Annotated in this window: 23 protein-coding genes; 12 read left to right on the forward strand and 11 right to left on the reverse strand. The window is 38.8% G+C overall.

The features are described 5' to 3' along the window. Positions 1–4 precede the first annotated feature (4 nt). The gene (locus tag OCV73_RS05685) at positions 5–772 is read left to right on the forward strand and encodes a 5'-nucleotidase C-terminal domain-containing protein (protein ID WP_147550173.1); all 768 of its coding nucleotides are present in this window, start codon (positions 5–7) and stop codon (positions 770–772) included. 7 nt (positions 773–779) lie between these two features. Next, positions 780–3,773: a glycoside hydrolase family 3 N-terminal domain-containing protein gene (locus OCV73_RS05690; protein ID WP_147550176.1), complete on the forward strand. Its 2,994-nt coding sequence runs from the start codon at positions 780–782 to the stop codon at positions 3,771–3,773. A gap of 163 nt (positions 3,774–3,936) precedes the next feature. On the opposite strand, the gene OCV73_RS05695 is transcribed toward OCV73_RS05690, so the two are convergent. Beyond that, positions 3,937–4,128: a CDGSH iron-sulfur domain-containing protein gene (locus OCV73_RS05695; protein WP_147550179.1), complete on the reverse strand. Its 192-nt coding sequence runs from the start codon at positions 4,126–4,128 to the stop codon at positions 3,937–3,939. A gap of 224 nt (positions 4,129–4,352) precedes the next feature. Beyond that, the gene (locus OCV73_RS05700) at positions 4,353–4,556 is read right to left on the reverse strand and encodes a winged helix-turn-helix domain-containing protein (protein ID WP_147550182.1); all 204 of its coding nucleotides are present in this window, start codon (positions 4,554–4,556) and stop codon (positions 4,353–4,355) included. A gap of 265 nt (positions 4,557–4,821) precedes the next feature. On the opposite strand from OCV73_RS05700, the gene OCV73_RS05705 reads away from it, so the two are divergent. After that, positions 4,822–5,331 carry a cob(I)yrinic acid a,c-diamide adenosyltransferase gene (locus OCV73_RS05705; protein ID WP_147550185.1) on the forward strand — a complete coding sequence of 170 codons (510 nt, stop codon included), beginning with the start codon at positions 4,822–4,824 and terminating at the stop codon, positions 5,329–5,331. 3 nt (positions 5,332–5,334) lie between these two features. On the opposite strand, the gene OCV73_RS05710 is transcribed toward OCV73_RS05705, so the two are convergent. The 7 genes from OCV73_RS05710 to OCV73_RS14555 all read right to left on the reverse strand — a co-directional run bounded on the left by OCV73_RS05710 (position 5,335) and on the right by OCV73_RS14555 (position 11,456). Next, the gene (locus OCV73_RS05710; protein WP_147550188.1) at positions 5,335–6,258 is read right to left on the reverse strand and encodes a ribonuclease Z; all 924 of its coding nucleotides are present in this window, start codon (positions 6,256–6,258) and stop codon (positions 5,335–5,337) included. A gap of 127 nt (positions 6,259–6,385) precedes the next feature. After that, a complete protein-coding gene (gene rpsA / locus OCV73_RS05715) occupies positions 6,386–8,179 on the reverse strand; it encodes a 30S ribosomal protein S1 (protein ID WP_147550190.1) in 1,794 nt (597 codons plus the stop codon). A gap of 148 nt (positions 8,180–8,327) precedes the next feature. Then, positions 8,328–8,765, reverse strand: a complete 438-nt coding sequence (locus OCV73_RS05720) for a nucleoside deaminase (protein ID WP_147550193.1) — start codon at positions 8,763–8,765, stop codon at positions 8,328–8,330. Between the two features lie 81 nt (positions 8,766–8,846). Continuing rightward, complete coding sequence (locus OCV73_RS05725; RefSeq protein WP_262512884.1) at positions 8,847–9,560, reverse strand: SIMPL domain-containing protein; 714 nt, start codon at positions 9,558–9,560, stop codon at positions 8,847–8,849. 261 nt (positions 9,561–9,821) lie between these two features. Then, complete coding sequence (locus tag OCV73_RS14550; protein ID WP_394802950.1) at positions 9,822–10,106, reverse strand: HNH endonuclease family protein; 285 nt, start codon at positions 10,104–10,106, stop codon at positions 9,822–9,824. Further along, positions 10,010–11,305: a DUF262 domain-containing protein gene (locus OCV73_RS05730; RefSeq protein WP_394802947.1), complete on the reverse strand. Its 1,296-nt coding sequence runs from the start codon at positions 11,303–11,305 to the stop codon at positions 10,010–10,012. Before OCV73_RS05730 ends, OCV73_RS14550 begins: the two co-directional genes overlap by 97 nt. Next, positions 11,286–11,456 (reverse strand): GmrSD restriction endonuclease domain-containing protein, encoded by a 171-nt coding sequence (locus OCV73_RS14555; RefSeq protein WP_394802948.1) that lies wholly within the window; start codon positions 11,454–11,456, stop codon positions 11,286–11,288. The genes OCV73_RS05730 and OCV73_RS14555 overlap by 20 nt, the downstream gene beginning before the upstream one ends. Positions 11,457–11,928: 472 nt before the next feature. Between OCV73_RS14555 and OCV73_RS05735 the strand changes: the two genes are divergently transcribed. From OCV73_RS05735 to OCV73_RS05745, 3 genes are read left to right on the forward strand one after another with little or no spacing between them, the layout of a single operon-like run. Beyond that, positions 11,929–12,303 (forward strand): YraN family protein, encoded by a 375-nt coding sequence (locus OCV73_RS05735; protein WP_147550196.1) that lies wholly within the window; start codon positions 11,929–11,931, stop codon positions 12,301–12,303. Between the two features lies 1 nt (position 12,304). Beyond that, complete coding sequence (locus tag OCV73_RS05740; protein ID WP_147550199.1) at positions 12,305–12,679, forward strand: MmcQ/YjbR family DNA-binding protein; 375 nt, start codon at positions 12,305–12,307, stop codon at positions 12,677–12,679. Continuing rightward, positions 12,676–13,416: a biotin--[acetyl-CoA-carboxylase] ligase gene (locus OCV73_RS05745; protein ID WP_147550202.1), complete on the forward strand. Its 741-nt coding sequence runs from the start codon at positions 12,676–12,678 to the stop codon at positions 13,414–13,416. Before OCV73_RS05740 ends, OCV73_RS05745 begins: the two co-directional genes overlap by 4 nt. On the opposite strand, the gene OCV73_RS05750 is transcribed toward OCV73_RS05745, so the two are convergent. Next, positions 13,402–14,295, reverse strand: a complete 894-nt coding sequence (locus OCV73_RS05750) for a tetratricopeptide repeat protein (RefSeq protein WP_147550205.1) — start codon at positions 14,293–14,295, stop codon at positions 13,402–13,404. The genes OCV73_RS05745 and OCV73_RS05750 overlap by 15 nt on opposite strands. Positions 14,296–14,502: 207 nt before the next feature. Between OCV73_RS05750 and pyrH the strand changes: the two genes are divergently transcribed. The 4 genes from pyrH (at position 14,503) to OCV73_RS05770 (ending at position 19,646) form a co-directional block, all read left to right on the forward strand. Further along, a complete protein-coding gene (gene pyrH / locus OCV73_RS05755) occupies positions 14,503–15,216 on the forward strand; it encodes a UMP kinase (RefSeq protein ID WP_147550208.1) in 714 nt (237 codons plus the stop codon). A 232-nt stretch (positions 15,217–15,448) separates the two neighbouring features. After that, complete coding sequence (locus OCV73_RS05760) at positions 15,449–16,555, forward strand: acyltransferase (RefSeq protein ID WP_147550211.1); 1,107 nt, start codon at positions 15,449–15,451, stop codon at positions 16,553–16,555. 98 nt (positions 16,556–16,653) lie between these two features. Beyond that, positions 16,654–17,214, forward strand: coding sequence for a ribosome recycling factor (gene frr / locus OCV73_RS05765; RefSeq protein WP_147550214.1), 561 nt, complete (start codon positions 16,654–16,656; stop codon positions 17,212–17,214). Positions 17,215–17,453: 239 nt separating this feature from the next. Beyond that, the gene (locus tag OCV73_RS05770; RefSeq protein ID WP_147550217.1) at positions 17,454–19,646 is read left to right on the forward strand and encodes an LruC domain-containing protein; all 2,193 of its coding nucleotides are present in this window, start codon (positions 17,454–17,456) and stop codon (positions 19,644–19,646) included. A gap of 70 nt (positions 19,647–19,716) precedes the next feature. Here the strand turns inward: OCV73_RS05770 and OCV73_RS05775 are convergent, their stop codons facing one another. Then, positions 19,717–21,384 (reverse strand): formate--tetrahydrofolate ligase, encoded by a 1,668-nt coding sequence (locus OCV73_RS05775; protein WP_147550220.1) that lies wholly within the window; start codon positions 21,382–21,384, stop codon positions 19,717–19,719. 126 nt (positions 21,385–21,510) lie between these two features. On the opposite strand from OCV73_RS05775, the gene rsgA reads away from it, so the two are divergent. Together rsgA and OCV73_RS05785 are read left to right on the forward strand one after the other, a co-directional pair. Further along, positions 21,511–22,443, forward strand: coding sequence for a ribosome small subunit-dependent GTPase A (rsgA, locus tag OCV73_RS05780; RefSeq protein WP_147550225.1), 933 nt, complete (start codon positions 21,511–21,513; stop codon positions 22,441–22,443). Between the two features lie 81 nt (positions 22,444–22,524). Then, entirely contained in the window at positions 22,525–23,340 is an 816-nt protein-coding gene (locus OCV73_RS05785) for a C40 family peptidase (protein WP_147550228.1), read from the forward strand. Positions 23,341–23,449: the final 109 nt, after the last annotated feature.

The raw sequence follows: 23,449 nt of genomic DNA on the forward strand, positions 1-23,449 counted from the left end.
GCATATGAAAACCTTCATAAACATCCGATTATTCATTTACATCGCCATAGGTTCGTCCCTTTTATCTTGCCGTACCGAACAAGTTATTACAGGTCCTATAAAATACGAAGTTCTTTCCGTCGATTCACGCTGGGACACCAGACAGGACACAGCACTTGTACGGGCCTTGGCCCCTTACAAGCAGGCACTCGACAGCACGATGAATATCGTTATTGGACAATCGGCACAAAATATGCCTGTAGATAAACCCGAAAGCCTCATGACCAACTGGACAGCCGATATGGTTAAAGAAGTCGTAGAAAAAATCTCCGGACAAAAATGTGATTTTTCTATCATGAACACCGGAGGCATACGTACCTCTTTAAGAAAAGGAAATGTCACCATAGGAGATATTTTTTCAATATTCCCTTTCGAGAACACTTTAAGCCTGGTAAAAATGAAAGGCAGCGACGTACGTGACCTTTTTGAGATCATTTCCCGAAGAGGGGGAGAAGGAGTAAGCCATGAAATCAGGCTGGTAATCAAAGGAAACAGCACCCAATCAGTCTCCATAGCAGGAAAACCAATCGATGATAATAAAATATACACGATAGCCACCATCGATTATGTAGCCGACGGCAATGACGACATGGTATCATTCAGAAAAGCCACAGAGCGGAAAAATTTCCCAGGTACCATGAGAGACATTACCATAGAGTACATAAAAAAGCTGACAGCGAATAAAAAACCCATAAAATCATCACTCGAAGAACGAATTACAGTAGATAAATAATTTTTTCATGAAAAATAAAATTACTCTTATATTTTTAATCACATTAGCCATAGGATCTTTTTCATTACAAGCCAAAGCACCCTCATTATTCCGGAATGCAGATAAATCGGAAATGAATGAATGGGTGGATTCGGTATTCACCTCATTAACACCGGACGAGCGTATAGGACAACTATTCGTTATGACAGTGAAGACCGGAGACTGGCAAGCTGATAAAAACCAACTTACAAAACTCATTAAAAAATATAAAATCGGAGGCGTATTGTTCAGTCACGGTCTCTCCGAAGAACAGGCACAACTTACAAATTACGGACAATCTATATCTAAAGTTCCTTTATTGATTACCCTGGACGGAGAATGGGGACTTTCCATGAGACTGAAAGATACACCGCGTTTCCCTGTAAATATGATGCTGGGAGCTATCCAGGACGACAGACTTATTTATGAATATGGGCGGGAAGTAGGACGGCAATGCCGCCGGATGGGTATCCATATCAATTTTGCTCCCGTGCTGGACGTCAACAGTAATCCTCTTAATCCCGTTATCGGCCGTCGCTCTTTCGGAGAAGACCCCGAAATGGTAGCCCGTAAAGCTATTACCTACGCTAAAGGATTGGAATCGGCCGGAATAATGGCTGTTGCAAAACATTTTCCGGGTCATGGGGATACATCCGAAGATTCCCATAAAACACTCCCGGAAGTTAATCTGAGTAAAGCTCGCCTCGAAAATTGTGAAATATTACCCTTTAAACGATATATAGATGCAGGCTTATCCGGTATTATGGTAGGCCACCTCAATATACCCGCATTGGACAACAGCACAGGATTACCCACTTCGCTATCACCCCAAATATGTACCGAACTACTTCAGAAAAAACTGGGATTCAAAGGCATCATTTTTACCGATGCATTAGCGATGAAAGGCGCCTCCAACCAACCTTCTGCTGCCTTAAAATCCCTTATAGCCGGAAATGACCTGGCATTGAATCCATCCAATATAGCATCCCAGATCAACGATATCAAAGACGCTCTGAAAAACGGCACTATCTCCCAGGACTTTATTGATGAAAAATGCAAAAAGGTACTGCAATATAAATTTATATTGGGCCTAAGCCATTACGCACCCGTCGAAACGAAAAATCTGATAAATGATCTCAATTCTCCCGAGGCAGAACTGATAAATCGTAAATTAAATGCAGCAGCCATCACGCTCATAAAAAACCAGAAACACCTCATACCCTATAAAGACCTGGCAAATAAGAGTATTACATTAGTAACTTTGGGAAACCCTGAAAAAAACGAATTCTTCAATACCCTTCAAAACTATGCACCTGTGTCCTGGTTTAATATATCGGAAAAAGAAACAAAAAATATCATTGAAGAAAAAATCAGGAATATACGCCGGAACAACCGCGTAATCATCGCGGTGCATACCGACAAAGCAGATAGAATGTTACTTCGTGAAATATGTAATAATAAAGACAATGTCTCGGTCGTATTCTTTATTAACCCGTATCAAATGGCATCTTACAAGGATGTTATTACCAACGCCAGTGCTATCCTTCTGGCATATGAGAATACTTCTCTGGCCCAGGAATATGCCGCTCAGGTATTATTCGGAGGAAGTCCAGCCACCGGTAAAATACCCGTTACATTATCCGGACTGTGCTCACGGGGGACTGGAGAATTAACACAAGTCATTCGCTTAGGTTATTCTATTCCCGAAGACGCAGGTTTAAACAGTTCCTTATTAAGCCGCGTCGATTCTATCATTGAAGACGGAATTTCAAAAAAAGCATTTCCGGGAGCCCAGCTGTTAATCGCCCGGCATGGTAAGATTATTTGCGACCGGGCATATGGCTATTTCGAGTATGACAAAAAACACAAAATAGAACGTTCCGATATATATGACCTGGCATCCGTATCCAAAGCAGCAGGTACATTACCAGCCGTAATGAAAGCCTGGGAAACACATCATATCGCTTTGGATAAACCGCTCAGTCATTACATACCGCAATTAAAAAATTCTGACAAAAAAGAGATGACAGTGCGGGAAGCGTTATACCATGAAACAGGAATGCCGGCAGCTCTCAACACGACAACGATGATAATGGATCCGTCATCTTACCAGGGAGTACTCATAAAAAGAAAAAGAGATTCGGAATATCCCATAAAAATTACCGATGATAGTTATGGAAATAAAAATGCACGTATACGCTCCGATCTGGTCGCACGTGACTCATCCACAACCTATCCTGTAAAACTGGCACACCATTTCTATGGGACTACAGCGTTACACGATTCTGTTATGAACCGGATATATACAATACCTTTGAAATCCGACAAAAATTACCGTTACAGCTGTTTGAATTTTATTCTTTTACAAAATGCCGTCGAAAACTCTACCGGACAAAAAATAGACTCATGGCTTAAAGATGAAATATTCTCGCCTTTGGAGGCATATCATACGACTTACCGCCCGGGAGATCACATCGCCCTTGACAAAATCGCACCGACCGAAAACGATCCGTTTGTCCGGAAACAAATAATGCATAGCTATGTTCATGACGAAACCGCTTGTTTATTAGGAGGGATATCTGGTAATGCCGGATTGTTCTCTAATGCAGGCGATCTGGCAAAACTTTGCCAGATGTGGCTGAACGGAGGAGATTATGCCGGAGAACAAATCCTCTCGGAAAAAACAGTTCGCCTTTTTCTTTCATCGAAAAGCCCTAACAGCCGGAGAGGCCTCGGCTTTGACAAACCCGATATGGAAAATCCCGGCAATAGCCCAACATGCAGCGAAGCAAATGCAGAAACCGTAGGGCATCTGGGATTTACAGGAACTTGTTTTTGGATAGACCCCAAAGAAGACCTTATATATATTTTCCTTTGTAACCGGGTTAATCCTTGCAGAACGCCTAATACTCTGGGAGATCTCAATATCCGGGTAAAACTGTTTTCCGAAATTTACCATTCTATTATAGAGCCACATAAATAAAGCATAACAAAAACAGATATATCCTTTTATAGAAAATCATAACCGCTCCTGTTTCAAGTCCGGTTATGATTATTCAATAAAAATCAAGAATACAATCAATTGATGGTAATAAAAGAGCCTAACTCAATTATATATAAAATATACCCGGTTCTCCTCCATAAATCTATTCAGAATGTGATCCGTCACAAAAAGGCTGGTTCTTTGATTTCCCACAACGGCAAATAAAAGCTCTTTGTTTGATAATCATAGAGCCGTCAGGAAATACGATCCGCACATGGCCTCCCAATCGCAGGGGCCCGCATTCAATAACTCTCACCTCTACTTCGGGTTTTATCGGGACAATTGACTTAATCATAGTAATTATATATTTAATAGTTATTTCGTAATTACTAAACATAAGAAGCCCTCCGAATGTTTCCGGTTAAACAACAAAATAAGACTTCATTCGTTAAAAAGGAAAAACCAAATCGCCTCCTGGAAAACAGAAAATACTAATACGTTCAATCTCAATAATACATAAATAAAAGCGGGGCATGGAAAATAAAAACCATGCCCCGCTTTTCAAATACTCTTATACTATTATCCGATAAGCTCAAGTTCTACATCACCTTCTATTTCGGCAATCGAAAGTTTACCTTCACGAGCCAACCAGCCCATTCCGGCATACAACTCTTTTTCTTTCAATTTAGTGGCCTTCTTCAAAGCCTTCACATTCATTTTACCAGACTCATTTAAAGCAGTCCATACAAGACCAGCCCAGGTTCCGATTACTTCTGTGTTCATTCTTTTCCTTAATTTAATTATATATTAAATGAAAACCTGATTTAAAAATCAATACAAAGATAGGACTTTTATATCAGTCGATTAAAATAAATTAATATTATTTATACTACGTATATTTTGAGACTATCAAATTACAGACTTAGACACATAAATTCAATTTATTTTGCAAGCTAATTATTACATTCTCATGTCATTATGTAACAAAAAATCTCATTAATAGTTCATAATTTATTACTTTTACCATAGCAACCATAAATATTTAATCATGGGATATATACAATTATATACAGGAAATGGAAAAGGAAAAACCACAGCCGCTTTCGGCTTGGCCATACGCGCCTCATTCGCCGGTAAAAAGATTTTTATAGGACAATTCGTAAAAAGCATGTCATATCATGAAACTCATATAGCAGAAATATGCAAAGACATTAAAATAGAACAATTCGGATATGGCTGTTGCATCAACCGCTCTCCCGGTATAAAAGATAAAGAAAACGCTCTTAAAGGTTGGGGAAAATGCAAAGATATACTTGCCAGTGGCACTTACGATATCATTATTCTGGACGAACTAACTATTGCTATATACTTAGGATTACTGAATGAAAAAGATGTTATTACCACCCTACTCGGCCGTAACCTACACACCGAGGTGATTATTACCGGAAGATATGCGACACGCGAATTAATAAATATTGCAGATTTAGTAACCGATATGCAGGAAATAAAACATTATTACACTAAAGGCGTAGAAGCCAGGGACGGAATAGAACGCTGAATATCATTTGCCGTCCAATCTTATATTCAATCCTTCTTTCGCCAGAATTGTATTGGGAAACACTTCCCTTGCCTCTTGTAAAAGTATATCTTCATCGGTATATCTGGCAGAAAAATGACCTATGACCAATTGGCCTACTCCCGATTTTTGTGCGATCATTGCCGCTTGACGGGCCGTCGAATGCATTGTTTCTTTTGCCCGGATACGGGCATCATCGCCAAAGGTCGCTTCATGATATAATAAATCTGCACCTTCAATCAAGGGAATTAATTTTTCCTGATAAGCCGTATCGGAACAATAAGCATACCGTACCGATGAATCCGGAGCCGTAGTCAAACGACTATTAGGTATAACAATACCCTCTTTTGTAATAAAATCGGCTCCTGCTTTTATTAAAGGCAATTCCCTGACGGGTATCTCATAAAAACGAACCATATCACCAATCAAATGCCTGTCTTTCGGTTTTTCTTCAAACAGGAAACCGGTACAGGGAACCCTGTGCTTCAAAGGTAAGCTGCGCACGATAATAGACTTATCCTCATATATAACCTCATTTTGCCGGTTACCTACAGGTTCAAATCTTACTTTTACAGGTGAATCCCTGCAAAAATAGTCGAGCATAGGTGAAAAAATCTTTTCAGCATCGGAATGAGCATGAACCGTCAGTTCCCCTGAGTGACCGACCAGACCAAGAGTAGAAACAAGCCCAACTAACCCGAAGCAATGATCTCCATGCAGATGGCTGATAAAAATATGCCCTATGCGGTTAAACTTCAATCTAAAACGTCGCAATTGCATTTGTACGCCTTCTCCACAATCGATCATAAAAAGATTATCCCGGATATTCAATACCTGAGAACTAGGATAATGTTGTAAAGTAGGAAGTGCCGAACCGCAGCCCAATATATTTATTTCGAATTTACACATAAATACAAAACTATTGAAGACAAAGATAACAATTATGAACAGGGATAAAACAACTTAACCGATATAAAAAACGAACCGGATGTTGCAAATACAACATCCGGCCCCTTATAACAATCCTTTTCAGGAATTATTTCTTAGCAGCATCCAGCTTTTCTTTTAAGGCAGCCAGTTCCTCGATATCTCCCAATGTAGTCTTTTCCACATTGCTGTTCATAACAGGTTCTTCTGCTTTAGTGGATGATTTTTTAGCGGCTTTCTTAGCAGCATTTTCTTTCTTAGCTTCGGCTTTTGCTTCATCTTCGAAAATACGGCTATGAGAAAGAATGATACGTTTTGCATCCTTATTGAACTCTATCACCTTGAAGTCGAGTTTTTCTTCAACCTGAGCTTGAGTTCCGTCTTGTTTTACCAGATGTTTAGGTGTAGCAAAACCTTCAACCCCATAAGGAAGAGCGATAACGGCTCCCTTATCAAGCATTTCGACGATCGTTCCTTCGTGTATGGAATCTACCGTAAAGATAGTTTCAAATACATCCCACGGATTTTCTTCAAGTTGTTTGTGTCCCAAACTCAAACGACGGTTTTCCTTGTCGATTTCAAGCACCTGAACTTCAATTTCTGCACCTATCTGAGTAAATTCAGACGGATGTTTGATCTTCTTCGTCCAGGAAAGGTCACTGATATGGATAAGTCCGTCAACTCCTTCTTCTATTTCAACGAATACACCGAAGTTTGTGAAATTACGAACCTTAGCTTTATGACGAGAGCCAACAGCATACTTAGTTTCGATATTTTCCCAGGGATCCGGTTTCAATTGTTTGATTCCCAATGACATTTTACGTTCTTCACGATCCAATGTAAGTATGACGGCTTCTACCTCATCTCCCACTTTCATGAAATCCTGAGCACTACGCAAGTGCTGCGACCAAGACATCTCGGATACGTGGATAAGACCTTCTACGCCCGGAGCGATTTCGATAAATGCACCGTAATCGGCCATAACCACCACTTTACCTTTAACCTTGTCACCCACTTTAAGTTCTGTATCGAGAGCATCCCAGGGATGTGGTTGCAATTGTTTAAGACCTAAAGCGATACGTTTCTTTTCATCATCGAAATCAAGAATAACCACGTTCAGCTTCTGATCGAGACTAACCACTTCTTCAGGATGGCTTACGCGACCCCAGGAAAGGTCTGTAATGTGGATAAGGCCGTCTACGCCGCCCAAGTCGATGAATACACCGTAAGAGGTGATATTCTTAACAGTACCTTCAAGTACCTGACCTTTTTCAAGTTTAGCGATAATATCTTTCTTCTGTTGTTCCAGTTCGGCTTCAATGAGAGCTTTATGTGAAACAACAACGTTTTTGAACTCCTGGTTGATTTTAACTACCTTGAATTCCATTGTTTTGCCAACGAATACATCGTAGTCACGGATAGGTTTAACGTCGATCTGAGAACCGGGCAAGAATGCTTCGATACCAAATACATCGACGATCATACCACCCTTCGTGCGGCATTTAATGTATCCCTTGATGATTTCGTCGTTTTCAAGAGCCGAATTAACACGATCCCAAGAACGTGTAGCGCGCGCTTTTTTGTGAGAAAGAACTAATTGTCCTTTTTTGTCTTCCTGATTTTCGATGTACACTTCTACTTTGTCACCTACTTTCAAGTCAGGATTATAACGGAATTCATTCATTGAAATGATACCGTCGGATTTATACCCGATATTTACAACTGCCTCTCTTTTATTCAAAGAAATTACAGTTCCTTCGAGTACCTCTTTGTCTTTGACTGTATTCAAAGACTGGTCATAAGTATTTACCAGCTCTTCGCGGCTCTTATCACCATAAACTTCGCCTTTTTCATAGGCTTCCCAATCGAAATTTTCAACGGGATTGTTTTCAAGTTCTGCCATGTTAATAATTAAATAATTGATCTTCTTGTTAATAAGTTAGACATTATATGGTCTGTTAAAATCGGGGCAAAGGTATATATTCTTTTCCTATTTTACAAATAATGAGAACATTCTTTTTTATATCTATCACCTTCTGTCTTAAGGATATTCAGCGCTTTTTTCTGAAAAAATCTCTCATAAGAGACGCGCAATCATCTTTCAGTATTCCGCATATCACCTCTGTTTTGGGATGTAACGACTCAGGTGCTAATTTCCGATAACCTCTTTTTTCATCCGGAGCCCCGTATATAAGACGCGATATTTGAGCCCATCCCAGTGCTCCGGCACACATTACACATGGCTCTACCGTTACATAAAGAGTACAACCAGTCAGATATTTACCTCCGAGGCCATGACTGGCAGCAGTTATGGCTTGCATCTCCGCGTGAGCTGTCACATCGTTCAGGGTTTCCGTCAAATTATATCCGCGCGCTATGATCTGCCCGTTATTCACGATAACTGCCCCGATAGGAACCTCTCCGCGTTTAAAAGCCTCCTTTGCTTCTTCCAGTGCTTTTTTCATATAAAATTCATGAGACTGTTCCATATATTATTATATCAGCTAATTACATTTCATAAAAATTGCCGGGTATTGCAGATCCGGCAACCATAAAAACATTTATATTTGTTAATCCTCAAGGGAATAAGTAACAGAAGTCACGACACGCACCTTTTTAAGATACGGAGTATTGGCATCCCTGTCCTCAATAGAAAACTGTCCTTGAGTGGCGTTCAATATCTTACCCAGTTCACTATCAGAATCTTTTGCGAACTGTTCAGCAGCGACCCGTGCATTCTTCGTTGCTTCTTCTATCATCTGAGGCTTAAGTTCGTTCAGTTTAGTAAACAAAAATTCCGAATTGTACTGATAATCTCCGCTGACTATCGCAACTCCTTTTTGCAACAAGGCCGCCTGCTCGTTCATAAGTTTCCGCACTTGTTCCACCTGACCGGACGATACGGTAATAACCGAAGTAATATTATATCTATATGAAGCATTGGTATTTCCATACCTCTCTGCCCGAAGGTCTATTATTTGAGGGGCTGAAATAGATATTTCACTATCTTTCAACCCATTATCCTTCAAGAAACCGATAATAATATCCGACTTATCACTCATCCTTTTATATAAGTCCGGTAAATCGTTACCGATTTCCTTATATACCAAAGGCCAAATTACCTGATCCGCCGCGACTTCCCTCTCGGCCAGGCCTTTCACTGCCACCGCCCTGTTACGGTTTTTCAATGCATCACTTAAAGATGTGCCCAAGACAAGCATACCGAAAAAAATTCCCAAAGCTACAACCGTAGCTGCAATAATTACCGAACCTTTTTTCATCATTCTCCTGTTTATATTTATTACTTAACAAAGAAACATTATAGATGAGAATTCTGTCATCTCTTTTACATACAATAATATAAAATCTCCCTTCGAAAATAATAAAAATAATTTACAAAACGAGAATTCTACAATTGTTATAATTGTTCTGTAATGAATAAAACAAGAATATCTGCATCGTCGATTTACACGAAAAAATAAACATCCAGCCGCATTAAACTTCCCACCAAGCATCTTAGCCGGTTTATCTTAATCTGTATATTATTACAAATCCGTTGTGTCAAAATATCGTTTTGCAAAGTCTGAAATACGCCTATGCCTTTCAGCTATTTCAATTTCAGTCCATTCGCTTTTTTCCCTGATTTCCGTATAACTTGAAAGTGCCGTATCTTGAAAAAGTTCTTTTTTTCTTTCAAAAGACTTATTACCGAACTTGCTATTCTGACTTTGTGTCAAAAGAGCCAGATTCCCTGCAATTTGCAGATAATTCTGTGCAAAATCTTCTGTATATACTTCATTTTCCGGACTCTGAGGCCTGATATGTTCAATGGTATACTGTCATACAGATCTTTATCCAATAAGGCTCCCGAACGTTTTTCTAATCTTAAATGATTCTCATACTGCCATAAAACATACTTGATTATGTTCCGGTCATAATGCCATTTTGTATGATCGAAATATTCTGAGATAATATTTTTAAACCTATTACCGTCATTCCAATACCACTTAAATCCGGTTTCCGCTGAATTTTTAACATCCCGATAAAGGTCCTCAATACTATAATCATCCGAATTAAAATAACTCTTCGCATAAGACGGCAGATAATCTGTCCTGTAATCTCCCAATTTAAGTTTAAAACTAAGAATTTCCAATAATTTAAGGATCTTAAAATAAACTTCTCCCTTATTATCGCCCCTATTGAATATAGTCAATAATACAAATTTCCAATTTACTTTATTACCTACGAAAAAAAGATTGGCTATTTCGGTTTGGCACTTATTATTTACAATACTTTTTGCACAATGAGCCAGCTCTGCCAAGTTTTCAAAAAACGATTTAATCCACTGTTTCTTATCCTCTTCTTTATTTAGCCTTTCTTTTATTTCTTCAAGGCTCCCTCCAATATTGTAAAAAAGATTGCAACAATTATCCAAAAGCTCATTCTCTGTGAAATAACCTTCTACAGCCTCAATATATCTGTAAGTTTTGGAAACAATACTTTGTATTTCCACAATATCGTTATTTGCCGACTTTTTACTACAGCTATGAATGTATATCTGATGCATCAAATATGCCTTAATCACTTCAAACCGTGAAAGAGACTTTCCTCGATTATTCTGATATTCAAAAACTTGTGTAGCTTCAATTTTATCTAAAATATAGAAAGTACTAATTACCGCACTCTCTAATGTTTGTTGAACCTGATTTAAATCTTCATCAGGCAACTTATTCAATTCTGTCTCAAAAAAAATAAATGCTTCAATAATCCTTTTCTGTGAAATAGTTTCTGTATTATCGGTAATTGAAACTAAATGTTTCTGTGTGATCCTTTTAAAAATTACCTGATCATCATCAATGGTCCTAAAAATATCGGTTAAATAGGTTCTTTTTATCCATTCAATATTGCCTCCCCTATTTGCTTTGACTTTGGCAATCGCTGAAAGAAATAAAATCGTAGTAGTTAAACGTTGTTGCCCGTCAATAATAAAAAGTGTATCTTCTTCTTTTTCAAAAAGGAATTGTCCCAAATAATAACGTTTCCCCCCGTTGTTCCATAAGATCACTAAGAAACTGAGAACACTGCTTATTCTCCCAGCTATATGCCCGTTGATAGGCCGGAATCCTAATACATTCAGCTGTTTTGAACAGGCTCTGAATATTTTTAACTGTCTTACTCATAACCCCAATTAGTATTATCCATAATAAATTTGAAAAGCATGGCGACAAAGTCACTTCTCCTATTTCAATTTAACTTCTGTCGCTTCAAAATTTCCAAGTCTGATCATATACATACAAAATATCCTTATAGAAATTCATTGTTTCAGACATATTTGCATAATCTTCTTTTTATCAATATAAAGTCTTTAATCATATCTGCCTGTTCTGTTTTGGTTATATAACTCCGATTAGTATCCTCTTCGACAACCAGTTACATAATACAGACAGCTCTATATACATAGATACTATTTACAAAAGGCTATGACATTCACAATACAAGCCTATTTTTCAGATAAAATTAATAAAAATAATCCGGTTATATATCCCAGGACTATCTCAAAGTTATCTGTTCTATTCATATTTTAGTAAAAACAAAATAATCGATATAACAAAAATTTAGTAGTTTTGTCTTTAAGAACAAAGAACGACCTGTATGGCAATTCATAATCAGCTGGGAAAAACGGGGGAGCAATTAGCCTCCGAATATTTAGTTACCCAAGGATATATTATTCGGGACGTAAACTGGAAAAGCGGAAGATATGAACTGGATATCGTCGCGTATTCCGGGAAAACGCTGGTCATTGTTGAAGTCAAAACCCGAAGAAACGAAGATTTCGCATACCCCGAAGAAGCTATTGACGAACGTAAGATAAACAATATTGTCAAAGCGGCAGAAGCGTATATACACATGCATGATATTCCTTTTGAAACACGTTTCGACATTATTACCCTCGTAGGTACAGGAGATAATTTTAATTTGGAACATATTATCGATGCTTTTTACCCACCTTTAACCCGATATCATTAAAATGGACATTGAATCAATACGGGAATATTGTCTCTCGTTCCCTTTGGTCTCAGAATGTTTTCCTTTCGACGAATACGTACTGGTATTTAAAGTAGAAGGAAAAATGTTTCTTTACACCGATCTGAGTAATCCGGAACCGGCTTTTAATGTAAAATGCGACCCGGAATTTGCACTCGAACTCCGGGAAAAATACAATGAAGTAATACCCGGATTTCACTCCAACAAGAAATACTGGAATACAGTATATATCACACCCCGTATCGGGGAAAAACTCATCAAAGAATGGATACGTCATTCTTATGAAGAAGTTGTAAAGAAAATGCCGAAATACCGAAGAGAACAAATTTTAAAATTACTCGACGAAACAAATCTATGATCTACAACAAGAATAAATTCATACATATAGAATCGGCTGCTTCAACCAACACCTATCTAAAAGAGCTATGCCAAAAAAGTGATATAGAAGACGGGACTGTAATATATACTCATGCACAAACAGCGGGAAGGGGCCAAAGAGGAAACAGGTGGGAGTCGGAACCGGGACAAAATATCACCATGAGCCTGCTGATTAAACCGACACACATCCCGGCGTCCGGACAATTCCTTCTATCTCAGATCGTATCATTGGGAGTCACAGATGTACTCAGCGAATATGCTCCGGGATTCTCTATCAAATGGCCTAACGATATTTACTGGAAGGATAAAAAAATAGCCGGCATACTTATTGAAAACACGCTGCAAGGTGAAATCTATTCACAGGCAATTATAGGAATCGGATTAAATGTAAATCAGCAGGAATTTATTTCAGATGCGCCTAATCCAGTCTCTTTACGACAAATTACAGGAAAAAGCTACGACACCGGAAAGTTACTCCACAAGATTGTATATGCTATAGCGTTACGCTATGAATCTTCAAAAAAAGAAATCAATAGTCTGAGAAAAGATTATTCCGGACAATTATTCCGTCATACAGGCTATTATCCCTACGAAAGCAAAGGTGAAATTTTTAAAGCATGCATAACGAAAATCGAAGATAGCGGCTTGATAGTATTAAAAACCGAAACAGGAGAAGAACGCCGTTACGCGTTCAAAGAAGTATCATTCCTGCTTTGATTTTTTAATGCGGGAAAAAACATTAGTTTTACCAGCCGGATATGGCAAGCGGTCGGACAGAGATTCCAGCTGAGCTATTACTTCCTGCAAATAAGGAGTCTTTTTCTGCTGAAAAGCCAAATTCAGATATATCTTGGCACTGTCTATTTCATTTGCTATTACTTCTCTCTTTTGTTCCCTGAAATCATGGTACTGCATTCGGGTAGGAGAAGATATCTTACCGAAATCCTCGTCTATCGAACGAAGTTTATCCATGCCTTGCTGGGCATAAAAATTACCCAGAAAAGAAGCCGCATCAAAATCGGTTGCTTCAACAGTCAATATGTTCTTATAAATCGTTATTGCAGAAGAATCGTTACCCAAAATAAAAAACGCATTTGCCTTAGCTTTCAAATATTCTACATTATCGGGAGAAGATACCAGCAATTCATCAGCGATTATCAAAGTCTTTGACGCATCGTTCCTGAACTGATAAAAATTCAGCAGATAATTATTTACTAATTTTGAAAACCAAGGCTGCTTTTCCTTTATTAACCGTAACATATTCTCATAAATACCCGAATTACTCATTCGGCGGGCTTTAGGATCCACCCCCTTAAATATATCTTCCAAAGGTATTCCGTTCTTTTCCGAACCCTCCACATATTTCATTACCGAAGAATTATCTTCCAGTAAAGAAGAAGCCAGTATAGCCTGAATATAAACATCGGTTACACGAGGTTTCATATCGAGCATAAGGTCATAGATCGCTAATGATTCCCGCCATGCCCTGTTTTCATAGTGATTGGCAGCTTTTTTTGCCAAAGTCTCATACGAAGTAACCGGCCACGCCGACACAGTAAATAAAAATAAAAAAAAGAAACAAAACATCTTTTTCATAAGCCATCGTTTATCAAAGACGACAATCGTTATTTACAAAGATACCACATTTTTCACATTATCGGGAAAAAGGATGTCCTATCTTTAGTATAATTTATACACCGAAATATTTTTGAACAGAATCTTTCATACTAAAGAATGAATATTCATTTATTTGCTACATTCTAATTTATATTTTACTTTTGTCAGCAAACAAAAAACAAAATCATGAAACAGACATACAAACGTATCTTATTGAAACTAAGCGGCGAATCGCTTATGGGAGAAAAACAATATGGCATAGATGAAAACCGCGTACGTGAGTATGCCGAACAAATCAAAGATATCGCCGCTATGGGAATTGAAATAGGGATAGTTATCGGAGGCGGCAACATTTTCCGTGGCCTGAGCGGAGCAGCCAAAGGAGTAGATCGGGTTAAAGGAGACCAGATGGGAATGCTTGCCACGGTTATCAACAGCCTGGCACTAAGTTCCGCACTGGACACCTTAGGTCAGAAAGCACGGGTATTCACAGCGATCAACATGTTCCCTATCGGCGAATACTATAGCAAATGGAAAGCTATTGAAGCTATGAAAAACGGAGAAATAGCTATTATATCGGGCGGAACCGGAAATCCGTTCTTCACCACCGACACAGGCTCCGCATTGAGAGGCGTAGAAATCGAAGCAGATGTAATGCTCAAAGGAACCCGCGTCGATGGCATATACACCGCCGATCCGGAAAAACATCCCGATGCGGTCAAGTTCGATGAAATAACATACGACGAGATTTATAACCGGGGCCTTAAAGTAATGGATCTTACGGCAACGACCTTATGCAAAGAAAATAACCTGCCTATTATCGTTTTTGATATGGATACTGTAGGAAACCTGAAAAAAGTTTTATCAGGAGAAAATATAGGAACACTGGTACACAACTAAACTTATCACAAAACCATACGATCCGTTTCAGGTGAGGATCGTATGGTAATAAATAATTCGCAAAACAAGCATACTATCTCTATTTATTTCCATTATCGTTCTCAATCAAATATTTTTTGCGAAGCAACGCTATTTCTTATATCTATAAGCTGCAATATACCTTCAGCCCCCTATAAATTTTCACATTTTGTTATACCCTATTTACAGTAAAAACCAATTTATCTGCACAAACATGAAACGAGAACCCAATTTTGAGATATTAAGAACATTAGCGATGCTCTTTATCGTCATAGGACACTTCATCATACACGGCATCACATTTGTATCGAACCATCAGGCCACCTTCGTAAACATGTCTTCTGCCTGGGGTATTTCCAATTTCGTCATTTTAGAATATCTCGTCTACATTACCGGGACAGGGGTAAATTGCTTTGTTATGATAAGCGGTTACTTTCTGGTCAAATCAGAATTCAGGATGAATAAAATATTGAAAATATGGATACAAACTTTTTTCTATTCCTTCTTTATCTGTTTGTTGATAAAACTATCAGGACTATTGCCCTTGGGATTCAAAGATCTTGTTCAATCCGCACTGCCTATCCATTCCGATGCATACTGGTTCGTTTCCAAATACCTGGGCTTGCTTATACTTTCTCCTTTTCTGGCGAAACTGGCGCTTGCATTAGAGAAAAAGAAATTTCAGTACTTCTTATTGGCCTTGTTCGTTCTCAATGTAAGTCTGAATAAAGGATTCCCCTATGGAGACATTTATTCCGGATCCTACAGTTTATTATGGTTCATATTCCTCTTCTATGTAGCTGCATATATTCGTCTATACAGTCCATTCGAAAAATTCAAATATTCTTTTGGAAAAATATTTCTGCTTTTCTGCTTCTTTTTGGCTGTATGTTATCTCGCCAAAGCAGGTATTTCCTACCTGCGTTACGGCCAGTTACCCGTATACGGTAAAACGGATTACAACGGATATACCTTTTTCTCTGCAGTCCTTTTATTCTTATGGACAAAATATCATACATTCGGAAAAAAGACTATTTACCGCCTGATGGTAAAGATTGCTCCTTACGCATTCGGCATATATTTAATCCATGATAACCGGTATATTAGAGAATTGTTATGGGAACACTGGATAAAACCCACACGGTACTTGGATTCAGGATATCTTTTACCCGTACTGTTCTTGTCTGTAATACTCATTTACGGCATTTGTACGGGCATCGATTATTTCCGGGCCAAACTCTTTACATATATACATATAAACAAGCTGGCAGACCACGCCATAGTATACGCTGGAAATGTTTTTAATAAAATCCGGAGATAAGATTCTCCCAATTATGTCCACATTCTTGCAGATAATAAAAAAATAATATACTTTTGTTCTATACCAATAAGGGAACAAACCATTAAAAATAAAATAATATGACAGACATAAAGACTTATATCGACGAATCGCAAGAGAAAATGGATATGGCCATTATGCACCTTGACGAAGCCCTTGCACATATCCGGGCAGGAAAAGCGAACCCACGTATCCTGGACGGCATACGGGTTGATTATTACGGAAGCCTCGTTCCCCTCAGTAATGTAGCGAATATATCTGTTCCCGATGCACGTACGATCGTTATCACTCCGTGGGAAAAACCCATGTTCAAGGTAATTGAAAAAGCAATTATCGATTCCGAACTGGGCATTACCCCCGAAAACAATGGAGAAATAATTCGTATAGGAATTCCTCCGTTGACCGAAGATCGTCGTAAAACTTTGGTAAAACAATCCAAACAAGAAGCCGAAAATGCCAAAGTTAGTGTTCGCAACGCACGCAGGGATGCCATAGAAGGTCTTAAAAAAGCCCTTAAGAACGGCATGCCTGAAGACGTGGAAAAAGACGGAGAGGCCAGTGTACAAAAACTACATGATAAATACATGAAAAAGATAGACGAACTTTTTGGTGCTAAAGAAAAAGAAATACTCACCGTGTAATAATAAACTTTTTTAACATATAAAGGACCAGGCAAAAAATTATGCCTGGTCCTTTTCATAAAAAATACCATCCTCTACCTATCCATATCTACATTTCTACATCATTCGTTTATTTCATTAACAAATTAACACATTACAACTTTTTAACTTGAAAATAAACTAATATTCCGGCATAAATATATAAATTTGTATTTATTATATATTATATAGGTGTAGTTTTTAATTTTAGGTGTATCGTTATGAAAAAGCAAGGTAGAATAGTTTCAATTCTAATTGCGGTATTGTTATCTTTTACCGCATGTGTTTCGGATGTTCCGGAACAAAAAAATAGTACGTCCACCGTTTCTTCGAACGGCATCTCCGACGATTTTGATTGGTCAAACTCCAGGAATACCCAATTAACCGTAAATGTAGAAGACCAGTATAACGGACAATTCTATTATACAATAGAAATTTATTTAGGTAATCCCGCCATCGATGCAAACGCCCAACTCATCTCCGGAGGTAAAACGAACAAAAAAATGCCATATACGGCAAACATCGTTATTCCAAACGCTTACAAAGACATTTACATTCTCCAAACCGATCCTTTCCAAAGAAAAAGAGTATATTCATTTGAGGTGGAAAAAGGTAAAATGAACTGTAATCTGAACCAGACGAATAAAAAAACAAGCAGGGCTTTCACAGACAGCAACAATTTTACCATTCCTTCTGTCGACTATACTATCCCCGGAAATGTAAGACCAATCAAAGATGATGAACAAATAAAGGCAGGAAATGCCTATATAGTTGAATCAGGAAATACCTTGTCCATTAAAAATTTACCGGGTGAAGGGAACTTCTCTTTGTATGTAGCAGGAACCGTAATAATAGAAAATAATTGTACTTTACAGAACAAAGGAAAAATATTTGTATTGAACGAGGGTAAAGTCGTTAGTAAAGCCAACAAGACCTTATATTGTGTAAACAATTCTCGTATCGCTGTCGATTCCCGTGGAATATTGGGTGACAATAGCAGTAAACTTCAATTATCTCTTACAGATTACGCAGCACTAATCAACGAAGGCAACGCAAAACTGGATGAGATAAAAGCTACGAGCGGAGCTCAGATATTCAACAACGGAAATTTTGAAGTAAAATTCTTAAGTACGACAGACAATACGACAAAAATAGTCAATACAAAAGATTTCAATATTGAGAATTCATTGACATTGACAAACGGTATAATTTATAATGCCTGTGTATTCAAATGCGAGGATATCGACACAAACGGCGGAACTATCAACCTTGCATCGGGCTCTATTCTCGAAAGTAAAAAAATAAAGGCCGGAGGACTAAAACTAAATATGGACGCACTTTCAATGATGGAATGCGAAAATCTCCATTTTTCATCACAAATGAATTATGTGACCGGTTCGACAGACGATTTTGCGCTCATACTAGCGAAAAACATAGTCATAGAAGGTGGTGGATTGGCCGTGCAATATTCCGGTAAAGTAGAAATAAAAGCAGAACTTCATACCGAGAATGGACAATGGCAGAATAAATACGACCTCATTGCTCCCGCCTGTTTTGCAAAAGGAGCTCCGAGCGCAGAAATACCTAAAGGAGAATGTAACGACAACAAAGGAAATATAAATCCCGGGGAATCCGGAAATCCTGATACAGATCCTGATTATGAAGAGGTACAAACACTGGCTTACACATATATATTTGAAGACAACTGGCCGGCTTTCGGAGATTATGACATGAACGACTTGGTGATGTCACTGCAGATTTCGAATAAGAAAAAAGGAAACAAAACAATCGGTATTAAATACAAAGCTATCGTCTATGCTGTCGGAGCTGCAAAACCTTATGGAGCAGCATTCCAGTTGGACGGCATATCCGCAGGAAATGTAAACAATTCCGAAAGTGGCCAGACATATGCAGTTATCCGTTTATTCGACGAAGTTCACGATTTATTCGGCATAGGAAAGAATAATATGGTAAACACCTATACTAAGACCAAAGAACCCGTTGTTATAGCAGGTGATATTACTTTCAATTCGCCTATCGACGGAGTTATCAGTATTGACGATGTAAACCCTTTCATCGTATGGGGCGGCATGGATAAAGAAAAACGGAATGAGATACACATGCCTTATTACAAAGGCACCGACAAAGCAGCTACATCTCCAACCAGTTGGGATTATAAATATAAAGCCATATATAACAAAAACGGAAAACTACAAGGAGATCCGGACTATAATAACATGATGTGGGCTTTAAGAATTCCCGAACCGTTATTTGCTTATCCGAAAGAAGGCGTAAGTATCATGAGCGCCTATCCGAGTTTTAAAGAATGGGTAATCAGTGGGGGAACGAATGAAGATATGGCAACATGGTATAAAAAGCCTAATGCCGGTTTAACCATCGGAACCGGAAACTAAATAATAAAAAGTAATGAGCTGTTTTTTCAAGAAACAGCTCATTACTTTTTTCTCTTCCGGAAAAATTGCACTAACTCAATCCCTCAATAATTCCATCGGTTATATCAATCTTTGTGGCTTGGGGCTCTTTAGGCAGTCCCGGCATACGCATCATATCACCGGCGACCGCAACGATCATTTCCGAACCGTTATTAATAATAATATCTTTGATATCCAGATCAAACCCGTCTACAACACCGTATGCTTTAGGATCTCCGGAAAAAGAATATTGAGTTTTAGCAATACAAACAGGATAATGTGAAATTCCCATCTTATCCACCAAACTCAACATCTTTAAAGCCCTCGTGCTGAATATCACTTGGCGTGCTCCATATATACCTTTCGCTACCTTATCTATCTTATCTTCAATCGAATCTCCATCTCTATAAGTAAACTGTAATGGCAATGAAGGTTCCTTATCGATGGTATCGGCCACCAGGGCAGCTAACTCCTCTGCACCCGCTCCTCCTTGCATATATGCATTATTAACGGCAAAACCAACTTTTAAACGTTTGCAATAATTACGTACCGTCTCGATTTCATCTTCCGCATCATAAGAATATTTATTAAATGCGACAACAATGTTTTGTCCGAACGACTTTAAATTCCTGATATGTTTTCCTAAGTTCGGAAGGCCCGCAACCAGTCCGGCCTCATTCGGTTCCTTAATCTTATCCGGCTCCACACCCCCATGCATTTTCAGCCCCTGTGCCGTTGTGACTATTACTGTCAGGCACGGTTGAAGGCCGGCTTTCCGGCATTTTATATTAAAGAACTTTTCAGCACCAAGATCAGCGCCGAAACCGGCTTCTGTCACTACATAATCGCTAAATGTCATTGCCATACGGGTAGCCAGAACAGAATTGCAGCCATGAGCGATATTAGCAAAAGGGCCGCCATGTACAAATGCCGGAGTATGCTCTGTAGTCTGTACAAGATTAGGATGAATAGCATCTTTAAGCAATACGGTTATAGCTCCGGCAACTCCCAGGTCTCTTACCGTAAAAGGTTTCCCCTCATAAGTAAATCCCAACAAGATATTCTCTATACGGCGGCGCAGGTCTTTCAATCCCGTAGACAGACAAAGAATAGCCATAATCTCCGAAGCCGGAGTAATATCGAAACCAGACTCTCCGGGAATACCGTTGCCGGCGCCTCCAAGCCCCGTAACAATCTTGCGCAATGAACGGTCATTCACATCCAGCACTCGTTTCCATAATACTTCCTTCAGTCCTCGACCTGTAGAACGATTCTGATATAAATAATTATCCAGTAACGCCGTAATCATATTATGCGCCGAAGTTACCGCATGGAAATCACCCGTAAAATGAAGATTGATATCCTCCATAGGAAGGACCTGAGCATAGCCGCCGCCGGCTGCACCGCCTTTCATGCCGAAACAAGGCCCCAAAGACGGCTCTCTCAAAGCCACTGTGGTTTTTCTCCCGATTCTGTTCAATCCCAATGAAAGACCTACCGAAACCGTTGTCTTACCTATTCCGGCCTTCGTAGAAGATATCGAAGTTACAAGGATAAGACGACTACGCTGTAGCTTCTCTTTGTCGATCAATTTTTCAGGGATTTTGGCTATATAAGGTCCATAGTTCCTGATTTCGTCTTCAGGAATTCCCAGTTGTCCGGCAATCTCGTTTATTTTGTGCAATTCAATACTGCGGGCGATCTCGATATCTGTCTTCATGCAGGATTATTTATTCGGTTAATGGATGTGCAAAAATAGATAAAGTCAGTCTATTTTTCTTACTTATCTCTCTTAAATTTTGCAGTCCATACCCCAAATCGTATATTTGCATAAAATGATAAATGAATGAACGGACTCGTAATTAAAAATACAGGCAGTTGGTACCAGGTCAAGACCGATGACGGCCAGTTTATCGAATGTAAGATAAAAGGGAATTTCAGACTGAAAGGTATCCGCAGTACCAATCCTATCGCAGTAGGAGACCGCGTAAAAATAGAAATTAACAAAGAAGGAACCGCTTTCATTTATGAAATAGAAGAACGCAGGAATTATATAATACGCAGATCTTCCAACCTGTCCAAAGAATCCCACATATTAGCCGCTAACATAGATCAGGCATTATTGATCGTCACGGTAAATTATCCACAGACCAATACGACCTTTATAGACCGTTTCCTGGCTTCGGCAGAAGCTTACCGCATCCCGGTAAACATCGTAATAAATAAAACAGACTGTTACGAAGAAGGAGACAAAGAATATGCCGATGCGCTTTGTTTCTTATATAAAACGATAGGTTATAATTGTTATCAGGTCTCGGCAAAGACAGGGGAAGGAATGGATAAAATAAAAAACATAATCGAAAATAAGGTCACCCTTTTTTCCGGAAATTCCGGCGTCGGCAAATCCACGCTTATCAATTACCTTATGCCGGGACTTCATCTGAAAACAGGTACAATCTCCGCTTCACACAAAAAAGGAATGCATACCACTACTTTTTCCGAAATGTTCGAACTGCCACAAGGAGGATATATCATTGACACGCCGGGCATAAAAGGATTCGGAACTATAGACTTTGACCCGAAAGAAGTTGCACACTACTTTCCCGAACTATTCCGCATCTCGCATAACTGCCGTTTCAATAACTGCACGCACCGCCATGAACCCGGATGCGCTGTACTCAAGGCCCTTGAAAATCACGAAATAAGCGAGTCGAGATATAACAGTTATCTGAGTATTATTGAAGACAGCACGGAAGGAAAATACAGAGCTCCGTTTTGATTCAGATTTTTTTACGAAACACCTGTCGTTCGTTTCCTATTTTTCCTTATTTTTGTCGAAAAGGAATTTCATAACCATCACATGATATATTATAATAAACCAAATATAAAAAGTGCGATCATACGATTCTCTTTAGTAATATGCGTTTTATTTGCCCCGGCGTATCATGCGTTCGCTAAACATAAATATAACAATCACATAACAGGAAAAACTCAGAACAGAACAGTCCAGGAACCTCCGTTCAATCCCGATTCTACAGAACAGCAATACGATGCTTCATTCCTTTCATTCAGAGCACCGGACAAATTAGTAGATAAGATTCTGGAATATGCAAAAAAACAAAAAGGAAAACCCTACCGAAGAGGAAGTAAAGGACCATACGGATTCGATTGTTCGGGTTTCACCAAACATGTTTACGGACACTTCGACTATAACCTGAACCCCAATTCCGCCGCCCAGTATCTGCAAGGCATATCCATTGATAAAAAAGAATTGAAACGGGGAGATCTTGTCTTTTTCAAAGGACGCAATTCGAAAGCATCACGCATAGGTCACGTAGGAATGATAACAGAAGTATATCCTAACGGTAAATTTAAATTTATACATTCGGCTTCGTCACAGGGAATACGTGAAGATATGAGCACTGCCCCTTACTATGAAAGACGCTATGTAGGAGCCCGAAGAATTATCATAGAAACCCCGGCGGATATCATTATGAATGCTATAGTACTTACAGACGAAGAAGATTTCGACAATGCCGCACCTTTCGTGGAGACACAACTCGGCAAGGAACGACCGGAACCCGAACATCAAGAAATTCTTCCTACGGCCATAAACATAAAACAGGTACAAAAAAGCACAAAAAGCAACGGTCGTAAAACAGTGAACAGGAACTAAACGATAAAGACTCCTCCGATATTCATTTATACTAAGATATCTATCTCAATAAACCGAATTCGACAATCGGTTTCGACTATTTTATATCTTCGATACATTCATAAAAAAC

The sequence above is a fragment of the Barnesiella propionica genome (assembly GCF_025567045.1).
In the GTDB taxonomy this organism is placed as follows: Bacteria; Bacteroidota; Bacteroidia; order Bacteroidales; family Barnesiellaceae; genus Barnesiella_B; species Barnesiella_B propionica.